Source organism: Gracilimonas sp. (genome assembly GCF_040218225.1).
GTDB lineage: Bacteria > Bacteroidota > Rhodothermia > Balneolales > Balneolaceae > Gracilimonas.
Window position 1 is genome coordinate 805610 of the sequence record NZ_JAVJQO010000008.1, and the last position, 15857, is coordinate 821466.

The 15857-nt window shown below is 41.2% G+C and carries 8 protein-coding genes; 1 reads left to right on the top strand and 7 read right to left on the bottom strand.

What is annotated here, in order from left to right; genetic code table 11:
• Nucleotides 1-16: 16 nt before the first annotated feature.
• Entirely contained in the window at nt 17-799 is a 783-nt protein-coding gene (locus RIB15_RS14940; RefSeq protein WP_350202976.1) for an SDR family oxidoreductase, read from the bottom strand.
• A gap of 100 nt (nt 800-899) precedes the next feature.
• Nucleotides 900-2645 (bottom strand): pectate lyase, encoded by a 1746-nt coding sequence (locus tag RIB15_RS14945; RefSeq protein WP_350202977.1) that lies wholly within the window; start codon nt 2643-2645, stop codon nt 900-902.
• Nucleotides 2646-3021: 376 nt separating this feature from the next.
• Here RIB15_RS14945 and RIB15_RS14950 point away from each other — a divergent pair, with 376 nt between their 5' ends.
• Entirely contained in the window at nt 3022-4539 is a 1518-nt protein-coding gene (locus RIB15_RS14950; RefSeq protein WP_350202978.1) for a glycoside hydrolase family 28 protein, read from the top strand.
• An 83-nt stretch (nt 4540-4622) separates the two neighbouring features.
• Here the strand turns inward: RIB15_RS14950 and RIB15_RS14955 are convergent, their stop codons facing one another.
• From RIB15_RS14955 to RIB15_RS14975, 5 genes are all read right to left on the bottom strand, one after another.
• The gene (locus tag RIB15_RS14955) at nt 4623-5501 is read right to left on the bottom strand and encodes an RCC1 domain-containing protein (RefSeq protein WP_350202979.1); all 879 of its coding nucleotides are present in this window, start codon (nt 5499-5501) and stop codon (nt 4623-4625) included.
• A 175-nt stretch (nt 5502-5676) separates the two neighbouring features.
• Nucleotides 5677-7971 carry a T9SS type A sorting domain-containing protein gene (locus tag RIB15_RS14960; RefSeq protein ID WP_350202980.1) on the bottom strand — a complete coding sequence of 765 codons (2295 nt, stop codon included), beginning with the start codon at nt 7969-7971 and terminating at the stop codon, nt 5677-5679.
• Nucleotides 7972-8074: 103 nt separating this feature from the next.
• Nucleotides 8075-10969, bottom strand: a complete 2895-nt coding sequence (locus RIB15_RS14965; RefSeq protein WP_350202981.1) for a TonB-dependent receptor — start codon at nt 10967-10969, stop codon at nt 8075-8077.
• A 237-nt stretch (nt 10970-11206) separates the two neighbouring features.
• The gene (locus tag RIB15_RS14970) at nt 11207-13222 is read right to left on the bottom strand and encodes a T9SS type A sorting domain-containing protein (protein ID WP_350202982.1); all 2016 of its coding nucleotides are present in this window, start codon (nt 13220-13222) and stop codon (nt 11207-11209) included.
• A 43-nt stretch (nt 13223-13265) separates the two neighbouring features.
• On the bottom strand, nt 13266-15821 hold the full coding sequence (locus tag RIB15_RS14975; RefSeq protein ID WP_350202983.1) for a TonB-dependent receptor: 2556 nt from the start codon (nt 15819-15821) through the stop codon (nt 13266-13268).
• Nucleotides 15822-15857 lie beyond the last annotated feature (36 nt).

The window sequence follows — 15857 nt, forward strand, 5'->3', positions numbered from 1 at the left end:
CAACAATCCAATTCGCCTAAATTGTTGTAGCGGTAAAACCGCCATCTACTGTAACCATAGATCCGGTCACAAAAGAGGATGCCTTCTGTGAGGCCAGCCAAACTACCGCACCCGATAATTCATCGGCTTCCCCAAACCGGTTCATAGGTGTATGGTTAAAAATTGAATTCGTGCGTTCCTCTGTAAGTATATCCCTATTCTGTTCTGCGGGGAAAAAACCTGGTTTAATCGCATTTACCCTAATATTGTGGGGAGCCCATTCACGGGCCAGAAAGCGGGTCATATTATTCATACCTGCTTTGGAGATACTGTATGTAAACACCTTGGAAAGTGGAATATCAGACGAAGCCGATGATATATTGATGATACTGCCACCTTCTCCCTGTTCTATCATAATTTCACCAATAATACGGCTTGCCAGAAATACCCCTTTCAAATTGATATCCAGGATTTTATTCCATTCTTCTTCTGTAATATCCATGACAGGGGTCGTTGAATTAATACCCGGAGCATTAACAAGAATATCTATTCGACCCCATTTATCTTTAACAGTTGAAATAGCCTTTTTTAAAGAATCTTCACTTCGGGCATCAGCCTGACAAATCATGGCATCCCCTCCGCCATCTTCAATTCGTTTGGCTTGCTCTTCGGCACCTTCTTTATTTCCACTGTAAAAAACAGCTGTTTTAGCACCTGCCTGTGATAAAGCGTATGACATTTCACCCCCGAGTACGCCACTTCCCCCAATAACAATGGCAACTTTTCCTTGCAATGAGAATAATTCTTCTAAATAGCTCATGTATATGATTCGTCGTTTAAAATAATTTACCGGTTAAGGCTGCCTAATGTACAAAAGAAGGCAAGTAATTGAAAAAATAATTGTGCTTCTAACACGCCTCTTAAAAGGTCTTATCATAGATTTCTTCGTCCGAAGGACGTCCATCTTTTCCAGGCTCACCATCTGTTGAGCCATAACCTGTTAAGTACGGAGGAACTCGTCCATCTAATCCTGACCGAGCTTCTTCTAGCATTAAAAGTGCCAGGGGATCAGGAATGTCAAACCTTACATATTTGTGTTTTTCTGAAGCAATGAAATATCCTTCGTGGAATTTATCCTTTAGAATATTATTTCCAATTTTTTCAGCCAAACATAAGTATTTTTCATTTTTTGTTGCCTTATGTATTTCCAGCACAGCTACCAACATCCCCGGATCACTTATTTGAGTCTGATAATTCAATTCTGGATCAGTTTTCAAATCTTCGCCAAGCTCTCCTAGCTTTTCAGCCTTAAACATAGATCGCATCACTTCCCATAGCTCAGGACTTCCCTCACTCAGATTAACTGCTTTTGCTAATGCAAGCATCATTTCTCCTGTAGGTTTTACTGGTTTAAATGGAGTCCCTTTTTTGCCGTAATAACCTGTTCTTGGCATAACCTGCCCTGTCAGATCAACCCCATTCGTCCACATAGGTTTAAAGTGATTTTGCTCAGGCGAATATGCATACTTTACATAGGCCTTAAGTCCGCTTAGCGTCCAATTTAAAAGTTTCTCACCAGCCTCAGAACCCTTCAGTTGCTCTGCAAGATGAAGCATCATTACCGGACTCTTTCCATATAGCGTATGCATTCGACTTCCCCATAGTACATTCCCTTCAAGTGCAATATCGCCATACTTGTCTGCAAATTGATTTTTTGCCCGATCTCCATATCGGGAGAAGGTTAGCTCTTCTTCAAGCGGTCCGGTTTTAGGTGGAATTTCGGTTCGTTTGGGTTGGCTGTATTGATAGACACCAAGACCGGTATCAGGATGTCTTGCTCTTACATACTGATGATAAAGCCTGACTCCCCAGGTTTTAGCTTCCTCATCTTTTCCCAAAGCATATAATGCCATTGCAGCTTGAATCATGTCTGTTCCGGCATTGATAAACGTAAGCCCTTCACCTTCAAAGAATGGCTGCGGTTGTTCGAACTCATGTTTCCACAGTTTATTCAATTGTAAATCATATTCACCATGTCGGTTTAAGTCCAAAACACTCCAGTCTAATATATGTGCATTCCACATGGCACGTAACATGTTTCTGGTACTAACAGAATCTACTTCCCACATAAATTCATAGAATGGATAGTTATTTTTCAGTTCATGAGGACGTCCTTTAAACTGATTCTCCATATTCTCTAAATCTACAAACTGGTGCCCTCCCCAGTACAATAATCCTGCTGAATCGGTTTGGAAATCGTACATATACCTAACTGCTTCTGCTGCGGCATCCCTGTACTTTTCATCTCCTGTGATTTCACTTAATCCAACCAAAACATGCATTAGGTTTTGCTGGCTGCCAAAGTTTGATATAATCCACGGCTGCTGACCATTTTCCCATCTTACGGGTTCACCTGTATTTATGTGAATGCCATCTACAAATAAAGGAGAATGAACTTTTCCATAAATATCCCTGCCGCTTTTAAGCACATTATCAGCAAAGGTATGAACGGCCTTCAGGTATTTAGAAGTGTCAGCAAGATTCCCATTTTGATTCTTACCTTTTTGTAAATCAAAATCTGCGGCTTTACCGGTGCACAATAAGCCCAAGCTAAGCAGTATTATCAGACCAACACCTTTTTTTAATCCTGCCACCATTATCTTCATGCTAGTTTGAATGAGCAACTGATTACGAATTTTCCCATCAAATAATTCTAAAATTATAAACCTGTACAAATTAGATTAGAATTCGCTTTTAACGCTCTAACAGTTGCAAAAGCGCATTTTAATATATATAATTTAACCGGTAACTTAAAATCGTAGCCAAATTCATATTCCTCGTTTAATCAGGCACAGAGAACTTAGAATTGAGGGTATGTTATCTTAACTATCACAAACTTTGATTCACACTGCCTATCAAAAAATTCAAATCGTACAGCCCATGTTGAATATGACCGCTCAAATAACTTCCAGAACATTTCATTCTTTTTTAAGGGAAACGATATTTAAAGCGCTATTCCTCTGTTCATTTTTCTTATTTCCTGTGACACTACTCGCCCAAATTGGAGAGAAACCTGACGAAATAGCCCCCGCTAATGCACCATTTGAAATGGCTGAGCTACAGCGCCCGGATATACCAAAACAGACTTTTGATATCAGGGATTATGGTGCCAAAACGCTGGGTGAATCTCCTGAGTTTAAGAATACAGATGCAATACATCGCGCAATTGAAGCTGCTGAAAATGCCGGTGGTGGTAAAATTTTGATTCCAAAAGGAAAATGGCTGACCGGGCCTATCCATTTAAAAAGTAATATGAACCTGCATCTTGCAGAAGGTGCTGAAGTATTATTCAGTGAAGATAAGAAGGATTATTTACCGGTAGTTCGTCAGCGTCATGAAGGAGTCGAGGCCTACAACTACTCTCCCATGATTTATGCTTACAAAGTTAAGAATGTAGCAATTACAGGAAAGGGAGTGTTAAATGCCCAGGGCGATCACTGGTGGGAATGGTTTGAAGAGCATGGAGCTCCTCCAAGAGCCGTTGCTACAAAAGTGCCATTGTCGCGGAGAGATTGGGGCAAAGGGGCCGGACACGAAGGCATGCGTCCAAGTTTTGTGGTTTTCTGGAAGTCGGAAAACATTTTAGTTGAAGATATCACACTCAATGATTCTCCAATGTGGAATATTCATCTTATTTACAGCAGCAAGATTATTGTTCGTGGTATCACCGTAAATAGCCTGAGAGCTCCAAACGGAGATGGTGTTGTCATAGACTCTTCCAACGACGTGTTAGTGGAATACAATCACTTTGAGACGGGAGACGATGCCGTTGTACTCAAATCTGGACTGAATGAAGAAGCCCTTGAAATTAACATCCCGACCCAAAATGTAGTGGTTCGTAATTTTGAAGCACGAAAAGTAAGAACAGGCAGTGGTGGTGTTGTTTTCGGAAGTGAGACTTCGGGTGGCATCAGGAATGTTTATGTTCATAATGCCTTATTTGATGGCAGTGACAGAGGCATTCGTTTTAAAACAGAGCGTGGGCGCGGTAACGTAGTTGAGAATATTTACATCCATGATGTAACCATGAAAAACATCACCTATCAGGCTATTAACTTCAATACCTTTTATACCGGGCCTGAAGCTACCGGACCCTCTCCGCTGGTTCGTAACATCAGCATAAAAGATGTTGAAATTGACGGTGTACCTACAGCCATTGAACTTGTTGGACTCCCTGAAAAATGGCTCGAAAATATCCATCTCGAAAACATAAATGTTATCAACTCTGAAAAGGGAGCCCGAATTACCCGCGTTAAAAATCTGACGATGAAAAATGTAACCATCAACTCTAAAGAGCAGGCCATGATTGTTGAAGATGCTTATGAGCTTTTCCTTAACAATGTTAGCCTCAAAGATCAGGCTTCCGGAAACCCCCTTTTATTCAAAGGGCTTCATACCGGAGCAATCTTTACGGATGATTTCCCGCTTAATGACATTACTTTTGAAAATGGGTTAACCAAAGATATCATCAAAAAAGCACCGCAAGTTCAAGCCTGGTAAATCACAAAGAATCTCTTTTGTATCCAAAGCCCCTGGCATTAAAAGTGTCCGGGGCTTTATTTATTTCCAGAAAATATTATTAGTTACCGATTAGCCCGTATTGCAATGTTATGAAAATCACCGGCAGAGATTTTCGTAAAGCCACTACCTTCAGGCAGTTCACTAATTTGTCCCTCATCATTTCTTTCCCAGCCCCAGGCTACAATAGAACCATCTTTGCGCAGAGCCAAACTGTGAGAGTAACCCGCTGAAATTGCTTTAAAGTCTTTTTCTTTGGGTGTAGAACTTACTTCCTGTTTAAGATCCCAACCCCAGGCAGCTATACTTCCATCCTCCCGTAGAGCCAGACTATGACGGGCACCGGCTGAAATAGCAATAAAGTTTTTATCTGAAGGAGTGTCTTCAACTGAGCCAAACATATCATCTCCCCAGGCTACTACTGTACCATCCGACCTCAATGCCAGGTTGTGGTTGGCGCCGGCAGAGATTGCTATAAAATCATTGCCTTTTGGAGTATTACTAATCAACCCATTTGTATTCCAACCCCAGGCTGAGATACTACCATCTTTGTGTAACGCGAGGCTATGATTTCCACCCGCCGAAACGGCTATAAAACCACTACGCTTTGGGATCACACCTCTTGCGTACTGTTCGTTGATGGTATAATCCCACCCCCAATAAACAATGGTACTGTCTTCGGTTAAGGCAATGTTGTGATTACTTCCTGCGGCTACATCAATGAAGTTATGCCCTGTTGGAGTATCTGAGACCTGTTTATCTCCATCAGTACCCCAGGCGACAATACTTCCATCATTTTTAAGAGCTACGCTATGTAAATAACCAGTTGATATATCCATAAAATCAGTTCCTGAAGGAGTTTCTGAAACTTGCCCACGCTTGTCACCTCCCCAGGAAACCAACTCTCCATGAGATAAAATTTCAGGGAAAAAAAGTGAAATCATTACAGGTATTACTAGAAATATTTTATGCTGTAACTTCATAATAAATGTATAACTGTTTCTCTATGGGTTTATAAGTTCTTATAAAAAAACCCGTATAGCAATTTACAGCTATACGGGTGGTTGTGTTGTGGATTCTTGCTGAGTATAATTGACTCAGCAATGGCTCGAAAACCAATTATTTAATCAGCATCATTTTTTGAGTGGAAACACGGTTTCCAGCTTCAAGCCGATAGATATAACTTCCACTAGCGAGTGCTGAAGCATCAAAATTTACTTCATAAGACCCAGCAGCTTTAAAATCACTGACTAATGTAGCCACTTGCTGTCCAAGCATATTATATACAGTCAATGATACGTTTGCAGCTTCCGGTATATCATATTTAATACTGGTAGTTGGGTTGAATGGATTTGGATAGTTCTGTTGTAAAGAAAACCTGTTTGGTGTTCCTGGATTTTCAACAGAAGTACCTCCACACGATACATTGGTTCGTGAAACATTATAATAGGCTACCGGATAGCTTTCGGCTGCAAAGTCAGGAATTCCCGCAATCCAATCTTCGAAAGCAGCATCTGATGGTTCACAAATATCGGTGCCATCATATTCTAGTACTCTCATGAAAATAGCATCCGTGAGTCCTATAGGCAGTTCACCAGTAAGGTCCGCATTTCCAGATAACTGAAGTGCAGTTAATACACTCAAATCATCGGTTACACGACCAGCATCTGCTAAAGAAGCAGGTATCTCGCCTGACAATTGATTGTTTGACAGATTGAGTGAGTCAAGCTGTATGGTATTCCCCAATGAAGCAGGAATGCTGCCCGTCAGGTTGTTATCATCAAGAGCCAGAGTTGACAGGTTTACAGCAATAAGGCCTTCACCAAAGAAAGATGGTATGGTACCTTCGAGTCCTAATCCGCCAAGCCCCAGATATGAAAGGTTATCCATGTCAGCAAGCCAGGATGGGATGCTGCTCATTTCAATACCCGTTCTGGATAACTCCAGCGTACTCCAATTCTTGGTTTCAAACCAGCTTGGTAATGTTCCTGAAAGCTCGGGGTTATCACTTACATTAAGTGACTCAAGTTGCAGATTTATCAGGTTATTATCAGATATATCACCTGTTACTCCAACGTCCTCCAGAGTCAGAGAAGTAACGTTACCAATACTTCCTCCTATCCAGGCTGGAATGTCGCCAACCTCCATATTTGGATTATCGATAAGTGTGATTTCCTGAAGACTATTCACAACTGAAAAAGCTTCGGGCAATCCACCTTCAATATCCAGATCTTCGAGATGAACGGATACTAAATCAGCGTTGGCCCATTCTGATGGTATGGTACCTGTAATATTCAAGTTTGAGAAGTGAACATCCTCCAGGTTGGCAACGTCTCCTACCCAGGCTGGAAGTGTTCCGGTCCAGCCGCCACCGTAAAAATTAATTCTTCTGAGGCTAGGCATTACGGAAAGATCCGGGATATCATCAGTGGTTTCTCCCGCACCAATGGTATCTCCTTCACCACCGATTATAAACTGTTCCAGTGCTTCCATCTGTGCCAGTTTTGGAGATATAGATCCTGTGCGATTGGTATTTTGAATTTGGAACCGAATCAATGTTTCACCCCATGAATCATAGATCCATTCTGGAATTGGACCGGGATCCAGGTCATTATTAGCAATTCGATAGTATTCCATTCCTTCCAGGCTAGACCAGTCGGGAATTGGACCTGTTAACCGATTATTATGAAAATACACTCGATTAAGAGTCGTCAACTCTTCATGTACATTAGGAATCTGACCTGTGAACCGATTGTCATCAACATAAAAACGTGTTAGTGCCGGCCATGAGCCATTACCCCCAAGCGTTTGAGGCAGGGGTCCTGAGAAGTAATTCTGACGAATGCGAAACTGTTGCATAGACTCCATTTGAGAGAATGCATTCCAGTCAACTTCTCCGGTAAATAAATTTGTTCGGACCAGTAAAAACTGAAGGCGGTTAAGATTAGCTATTTCTGGCGGAAGGCCTCCTATATGAAGGTTAACATCTGCTTTAAAATCCTCCAGAAATTCGAGGTCTTCCAAATCTGCAGGAAGTGGACCCGGAACTGTCATATTATTCCGCGGCATATCAATTACAGTAACACGCCAGTCGGCAGGTTCGCCATCGCCGGCAACGTTTGCTACTTCTTCAATGCCAACCCATGAATAGACAGGAGCTTCCGTTAGCCACCCGGAATTATCAATCCATTGATCGCCATTTGTAGATTCGTAGTATGCAACAAGAGCTAGTGAATCGTCTTCATTTATAACATATCCTTCCCCTGGTTGGGCAAATGAATTAGATGTCATAAATGTAGTCATCATTAGCATTAAAAAGATGCTGCTAATAGCCTTGAATAGTTTTGAACGAGAAAGATACAGCATGTCATCTGCTCTTCCCTGCTTTTTATTTTTCGTATCGAATGTTAGCATAATGCTCGGTTTTGATTTATGGTTCATAAATTAATTAGACCCTTGCTCAATCTTTTGATGCTGATCACCTTTCTAAGGATTATTCATTGCATCAGGGTTCATATCAAAGTCTGTAACGCAATCCTAAAGTAATTTCCCTTCCATTTAACTCTGTTGTATAAGGATAAAGATCCGGTTTGTAGAAGTAGTCACGTTCTAAGTCATTCAGAATATTCGATGCATCAAGCCACACCTGGAAATTTTCGGATATCCAGTATCTTGCTGTAAAGGATAAATCTCTTGTGGCACCATTAAACTGGTCGTAGTAAACATTCCCGACAGAAACAAGATCCTGAGCATTACTTCCGTAAGAAGAAATTGCTGCTGCCGACCACTGATAAGTAATTTGTGTGAAGAACTCTCCTTGGGTGTAGTCGAGGCCTGCATTAAAAATATGTGGCCTTTGCCCTTCCAGAGGAGTTATATATTTGTAGTCAGGATCCACATCCTTGCCTACAAATTCAAGGAAATCAGCGATTCCATGCGTGTAACGTTCATTAACAGTTCTGCCCACATCAGCAATTGATTGTGAATAAGAATAGTTTACATAGGTACCAAGATTGCTAAGGAATCCGGGTAAAAATTCCAGGTTTTGTTGCCATGTAAATTCTGCACCATATACAGTTGCTTGGTCACCATTACTAAAGCTATTGACGTTCCATCTTCCCGTAAGTCCTTCATCATTATTGTCAGCCGAGTAGTCAACTACTTGATTTGAGGAGAACACAAAGTCTTTCATATCCTTATAGAAAAGCCCGATCGTAAACTGACCAACATTCATAAAGTAATGCTCAAACAGAATATCGAAGTTGTTGGAAAGCATCGGTTCTAAATTCGGGTTTCCTCGTTGAATGGTATTAGTAGCAAAATTGCGTTGTATATAAGGGTTTAGTTGACCAAAGTTCGGCCGACCAATAGAGCGGGAATATGCAAATCGAAGATTTGTGAAATCGCCCAGTGAAAATACTGTCTGAAGATTCGGAAATAAGTTCAGATAGTTATTAGTTTCCGTAATATCAGTAGCTCCCTGAAATACTCCGGAACTGCTAATTTCACTTTCTCTTCCAGTATAACTGTTGTCGGTATATTCCATACGCACTCCACCTAAAACAGTGAACCAATCAATTTTGAAGTCAGCCATTATATAAGTAGCGTAGGTATTTTCGTTGGCGTTGTATTTAGAGGTTTCTGTAGCTAAAGCCCACTCGTCTAAATCGGTTTGGAAGCGCGGGGTTTGAGTAAGGTAGAATTTTTTAGCCCTGTCTAAGTCGATCAACCAAGGTATGGAGTACGTTTGTCCGCTTCGATTAAATATTTGCCAATTGGCGTTTTCAATTTGCTGAAAGTTTGTGATGTTAAGATTGGAGCTGTAATCTCTTAACAATCGCTCACCAATTCCGCGCTTATAGGTAAGCGAGGCATTCAATCCTGTTTTAAATGATCCATTGGAATATGGAATCTCTATGTCAAAAGTAGCTTCAAAATCATTATCCACGCTACTGTTTACGCGATGATCCATCACATCTGTTCCTTCCGTGGTTATGTCGGCTGGAGCAGGATAACCACTGCCTGAGTAGCGACTCCATGGAGCTACCTGAACGGTTGGATTCCATCGATCATCCGTATTAAAGATAAATTCAAAATCAGAACTGGTTGAAAAATTCATCCGATATTGATCTTCATTGAAGCGGCCGTGTCCCCACCCCAGCTTATATTCAATATCCATATTATCCAGCCGATGCCGTCCACCAGCTTGAACGGTATATTGTTGAGTAATAGATTGATCCAGTCTTGGGTTGTAACTGATACTACCTTGGTTTTCAGCATCCGGGTCGTTCGCACCATCCGGATCACCGGTATAAGTAGGTTCAGAATAATTGGCCATCCTGGGATTGTAACTAACGTTATACTGATACTCCGAATCGTTCTCTACATTGAATATACCTTCTATATGATAAGTGCTTATTTCACTAGGCTGAAAAGTAAACTGCAGTCCGGTTCCGATTCTCGTCGGAATGTTTACATTAAACTCATTAGTTACATCAGATAATATATCTACTACATTTGGCGCTGTACTTTCAAAGGTCCGGCTTGCCCATTCAGTGGTAAAAACTTCACTTGCTGATGGGTCTTTCTGGTAACTGAAATTGAATCCAAATGAATAATCATCATTAGGACTATCGCCATAATTTAATGAGGCTCTTTGCTGGGTTCCGGCATGTCTGATGTAGCGATCCTGAAAACCGCCTCCCAAACGTATATTCATATCTCTTTCTCCGCCAACCGGGCGACGGGTACTTATATTAATTACTCCCGCAAGAGCATCTGCTTCCATGTCAGGGGTAATCACTTTGATCACTTCAAGATTCTGAACCATATCGGCAGAAATGGTACTTAAGTCAACACTTCGGTCCCCCCCGGTTGCTCCCATTCGCTGCCCGTTCATCGTAATATTCGCAGAACCTGCACCAACACCCCGAATATTGCCACCCCCATGCCCCATTCCAGCTATCCTCGAAAGAGCTCCGGAAACAGTGTTGTCGGCAAAGGTTTCAATTTGCTCAGCCGATATCACATTTTTGATATTTACTGATTTACGCTGTTCACTCAGTGCTCGCGATTGCCCCCTCTGGCGTGCAGTTACCTGAATTTCTTCTCCTTCAATAGTAGTACTGGAGAGTTCCATATTCAGCTCAAGGGTTTCTCCTTCTTCCACGGTTATTTCTAACTCTTTGGTCCCGAATCCTAAATAACGGAAGATCAGAGTATAATTACCGACGGGTACATTTCTTACTACATACCGGCCATCTATGTCGGTAGACGCCCCTTTATCAGTCCCCTGAACAATTACATTTGCCCCAATTAACGCTTCTCCATTTTCCGCATCGGTTACTTCCCCCCGAATAACTCCGGTCTGAGCTAAAACATTAGTTGGTAAAACCATCAAAATGGCTAGCACCAAAACAGAAAGAGTTGCTAGACAGAGTGACTTTTCTTTTCCAGAAGCGCTTTCAAGATTTCCTAAACGAAAGGCTGAAACTGAACTATTATTTCGACTTAGATTACTGAGCATAACTTCCAACAACTTAACCGGTTAAATAAACTACTATAATTAACAATATTCTGTTCTAAGAATCAAAATTTATTCTTTTAATAATCCTTTAATTCACTCATTAAATGAATAATAAGAGCCATTCTACTTGATCAATGTCATTTTTCTTGTAAGCGAAAACATGGCATTTCCAGAGTTTTCAGCTGATGTGGCTGTAAGGCGATAAATGTAAACCCCTGATGCCAGGGAACTCGCATCAAACTGAACCGTATGAAATCCTGCTGACTGATTCTCATTTACAATTTGAGCTACTTCACGTCCTGCCATATCATACACCCTGACTTCTATTTTTGCAGCCTGAGGTAATCCATAACTTATATTTGTAGTTGGGTTAAATGGATTTGGGTAATTTTGTGATAAAGAAAATTCCACTGGAACACCATCTGCTCTCTCAGTTGAAGTGGTTACTTCTGTTTCAAAGAATTCAAAACTTGTCCATTGCCCGGTTCCGGTTTCATTTTTACCTCTCACTCTCCAGAAAAACGTGTCATTGCCAGCAAGCTGTGAATCGGCAGGAAAAGCATATAAAGTATCTTCAACCGTGGTTTCATAAACAATATCAGCCCATTCTCCTGCTCCTTCCCTTATCTGTAGATCATAACTATCAGCAAATGTAGCTTGCGTCCACTTAAATTCGGGCTGAACCGATATCCCGGATTTTCCAATAGGAGATATTAAAGCAAGGTTTCCTGGTGCTGGTGTAAAATCTCCTTGTTCCTGAATAGAGTGAATATAATTTTCAAGATTTGTATAGCCATTTGTGGCGATGGTTTTGCCATCTTCGGGATCTTGAGGATCTAATTCATTATCAGTTTCCCATTCATCCGGCATTCCATCCCCATCGGAATCTTGAGGATAAGGAGCTGAAAGTAACTCCGGCCATCCTCCTACATCTTCCTGACTATCAATAATTCCCGAATTAGAGCCGTATGTACCTCCAAAAGTTGTAGTACCGGTTTCAACCTCATTTACAATTCTTGCATCAATTGTATCTCTTCTGGGCAATATGGCGCCGGCATACTCAAGTACTCGTAAGTAAGCTTCTTCGGCTGTCTCAAAAGATTCCAAAGCCGGAGCTTCAAAAGGTTCATCCACTCTTATTAGATCCTCTTCTAATTCAGACAGGTTTTGAACACCTCCATCCCAGTTATCAGCGGTTATTCCCGGGTATCCATCAACATAATTATCAGCGATGTACCAGTGGCTTCCATTGTTTGGGTCAGCATCCAGAATACGGTCCCGGTCATCAGTTGCAGGACCGGCTTTATAATAATTAGCTACCATATTATGATTGCCGTCTTCACCACCGTAAGCGCTATTAAATCCCCAGTTATAAATTACATTATTCCGGAAATCAACTAATTCGGTTTGTGGAGTTGTCGTATATCTTGCGCCATTGAAACGAGGATTTCGACTGGTGTGATGTGCTAATAAATTATGATGGAAAGTAGCTCCCGCTCCTCCCCATATCCCACCGTAACCGTGTTCATCTTTAGAGTGAATGGAGTTATACATACTCTCACTAAGGATGCTCCACTGAAGGGTAAAGTTTTCATTGTCATAAAAGCTTCCAGCTTCATCTACCGACCAGCTCATAGACACATGATCGATAATTACATCTTTGTTCTCCCTACCCCATAGTGCATCCAGTCCATCCAAATCTCCACTACCTATGTCTCCCGGACGAAACCGTACGTATTGAATGATAACATTATCTGCATCAATAACTGTTGAACGCCCGCTTATAGCAATACCATCTCCAGGGGCAGTTTGTCCAAATATTGAGATGGAATCGTTTCTGATTCTGAGATCTGTTTCAAGCTCTATTGTTCCAGATAAAGCAAACACAATGGTTCGGGCTCCTTCCATTTCAACACCATACCGCAAACTGCCTTGTCCGGAATCGTCTAAATTTGTTACGGTATACACTTCACCACCTCGTCCGCCTGAGGTATATTTTCCAAACCCCTCGGCTCCGGGAAACGCTAACTGTTGCCCCATACCATCAACGGTAAAAAACATAAACAGAAGGATGATTATGCTCTTGTAAAATAGTCCTGAGGTAAAATCCTGAGCAATATTTTTAAACTGATTTTTCATAAAAATAGAATTAATAAAGTGAGTGAGTGATAAATAATATGAACTAAAGGCTTACGCGAACTCCCACATTAAATTCAATGCCGTTTCGCTGATAAATACTGGTTGGGTAATTTGATCGGCTGAATGCATATTCTACTTGTTCTACATTAAGCAGGTTATATATGTTTGTCCAAAGCTGTACCTGATCAGACAAATCAAACTTTGCTGTTGCCGACAATTCCTGATAACCATCCTGGTAACGATCAAAATAAACTTCTCCTCCACTTACAGATGGCGCTGGCTGGGTATTTTCTTCCAGATTTGACAACAGCTCCGCAGACCAGTGATAGGAAACCTGTGCAAAAAACCTGTCGTTGTGGTAATTCAATGCGGCATTTACCACGTGTGGACTTTGTCCGGGAATATCAGTTTGATCTCCCCGCGCATTTTCAAAATCAGACTCTGACCAGGTATAGTTCGCATAAGCTCCAAAATTTTCCAAAAACCCTGGCAGGAAACTCAACTGTTTCTGTACAGTAACTTCAGCACCATAAACGGTTGCGGTGTTTTCTGAATTTTGATAGGTACGATTGGTTCCGGTTATTTGCGTCACTCCATCGTCAAATAATGGCTCAAAATAGGTGTATTCTCCCTGGTTGATTTGAACTTGGGTACTAACAGGTTCTATAAATCCTGTCATCATTTTATAAAAACTACCGATCGAAACAAGTCCTCCTCCTGCAAATTCATAGTTGAGCATTAAATCAATATTGTCAGATATGATGGGATCCAGATTAGGATTTCCTGCAAAAATCGAAGTATCCTGAGGTGTTAACAATTCAAAGGGAGCAATTAAATTAAACTCCGGGCGAGAGATTGTCCGTGAATATGCGGCATTTACATTTGCCTGTTCATTAACTTCGAATTTCAACTGGGCATTCGGAAACAGGTACGTTTGATTTGTAGTTGCTGAAGTATCAGAAGCATCCTCAAACTGATTAAATCGATTATACTCAACCACCCGTCCTTCATAAGATGAAGTGGTATGTTCAACCCTAGCTCCAATAATTACGGTAAGAGGATTGAAGTTCAATGTGGTCATACCGTAGGTGCCATATATATTTTCATTACCAAGGTAATTGTATATCTCGGAATCTTGATAATATGCTCTTTCGTCGAGCCTCATATTTGGGATACTGGCTTCAAAAAATGAAAGTGCTTGTTGAGGATCTGCAAGCCGATCTAAATTATACCGGCCATCAAAAATACTCAGGCTGTTGAGATTTCCCTCTTCAAATCCTTCCAGATCAAGTAAACCTTGAAATTGGTAGTGGTACTCACTAAAAGCTCCAAGTTCGTTTGCATCCTGTTCTTTGAAAATAGCGCTTGCTCCTGCTTTCAGGCTTCCTACACTAATTGGAAATTCAGCATTAACCCGCACGCTTACTTCCTGGTCTCTATAATTATCTATAATGTAGTTCATCTCTTCCAGGTCCAAATCTGCAGGAATTGGTTTCGCATCTAACGGTGAAGCGGTTGGACGTTTGGTATTTGAATCATTAATAGTGTATTCAACACCCGTAGCAAGAAACGGAAATAAGTTCTCTGTCCTGTCTACAATACTTTGAGATAGCCCTGCCTGATAATCCAACTTAAACGAATCGAAGTTATTCTGCCCGCCGGCCTGAAAGGTAAATAATGAAGTGTTTCGCTGTTCAAAGTTCAAATCATAACCAAAATCAGCTTGCGTTCCTGTAGTTGTTTGATCTTCCCAATCGCCATTTGCTATCCAGTTGTAGGAATGATCAGATCTTTGCTGTCGATTGATATTTACAATTCCATGAAAGTAATAGCTTGAAGTTTCAGAGGGGGTATAGTTCAACTGAAGATTACTGGCAAAACGATTAAATCCTTCACTTTGAAAACCCGGAGATAAAGTTTCAATTACATCAGTTGGCCCAGAACCCAAATCTACTACTCCATAACCTATCCCTAAAGATTCCCATGCGCGTTGCTCTCTTTGATAGTTTACATCTATAGCAAGGCTGAGATTATCGCTGACCGGACCTGTAAATCGCAGCCAGCTTCGTCCAGTTGCTCCTGTTTCTTGTTGGTATTTTGGATTCAGGCCACCGCCAAGGCTTCCTGAAATAAACGTCTGAGTGGTAGTTGGTTGATATGTTTTTAAGTTAACTGCACCGGCAAATCCATCCGCATCCATATCGGGTGTCAATACCTTGATCCACTCAATGGTTTTCACCACATCAGCAGAAATAGCTCCGGGGTTCGTAATTCTGTTATTTCGACCCGTTGCTGCCATTCGCTGGCCATTAACCATCATATAAAAATTGTTGTAACCAGTACCCCGAAAACTCAGCTGGCCGTCCCGGTTAACTTGAACTCCGGGTAATCTTATCAGGCTGTTTTCGATAGTGAAATCTCCAAAATTACTGATTTGACTAGCGGTCAAAGAGTCCACAAAAAGCTGGTTTTCCGCTTCTGTTTGTCCCATCACTGAATGCATTTGTGAGGAACCCAGCAATAACATCAACATCATGAGCAGACCGATGATAGACTTACTCCTTATTTCAACCATGCTATGTAGAGATCTTTTTTTCATGTTATTCGTTCTGCTTTTTTCTGTGTCTCTATCGTT